At 55.7% G+C, this 650-nt stretch carries 1 protein-coding gene; it reads right to left on the bottom strand.

Annotated elements, in window-relative coordinates:
- On the bottom strand, positions 1-650 hold a 650-nt coding region (locus JUK32_RS01230), incomplete at both ends, for a proton-conducting transporter membrane subunit (RefSeq protein WP_305037824.1).

Raw genomic sequence — 650 nt, forward strand, 5'->3', positions numbered from 1 at the left:
CGCCGGAAAATGAACCAGTAGGCCAGCCAGCCCAGGGCGATCGTGACGAGGGGCTTGACGATATTGCCCAGGGTGTAAGCTTCGTAGTAAACGACGTTGGCAAAGACCAAGCCGCCCAACAGCAGCGCCATCGCGACCCAAAAGCCAGGCTTGACCGGACTTTCCACTTCATTGCTATGGGGCAAAAAGATGAATTTTGCAAAGGAAATGGCGGTGCCCAAAGCAGCCACGTTCATGCCGATGACCTGCCAGGGCAACAGATTCTTCATCGTCAAAACTTTGGCCCCAAATCCTGACAGGAGGGGAAAGCCGGAGATCGAAAAGCTGGCGATCGCCAACGCAATCCACACCGAGCGCGGAATGGGCTGATGGCGCAACTCTTTCAGATTACGACTGGGAAGATTCCCGGCAATCAGAAACAAGGCTGACTTCACCAGGCCATGGGTGAGCGCATAAAAGCCACCCACCTCTGGGGCCGCCAGCACAAACCCCAACTGCGACACGGTATGAAACGCCAACATCCGCTTGGTGTCTTTTTCAAAGACGGCATAGCCCACACCCAACAGCGCCGTACCGACCCCAAAGAACCGCACAATCGGGTCAATATTCTCGAACATGAGGGCAAAGCGGGCCAGGGGATAAATGCCCGA

Source organism: Halomicronema sp. CCY15110 (assembly GCF_016888165.1).
Taxonomy (GTDB): Bacteria; Cyanobacteriota; Cyanobacteriia; order Phormidesmidales; family Phormidesmidaceae; genus Halomicronema.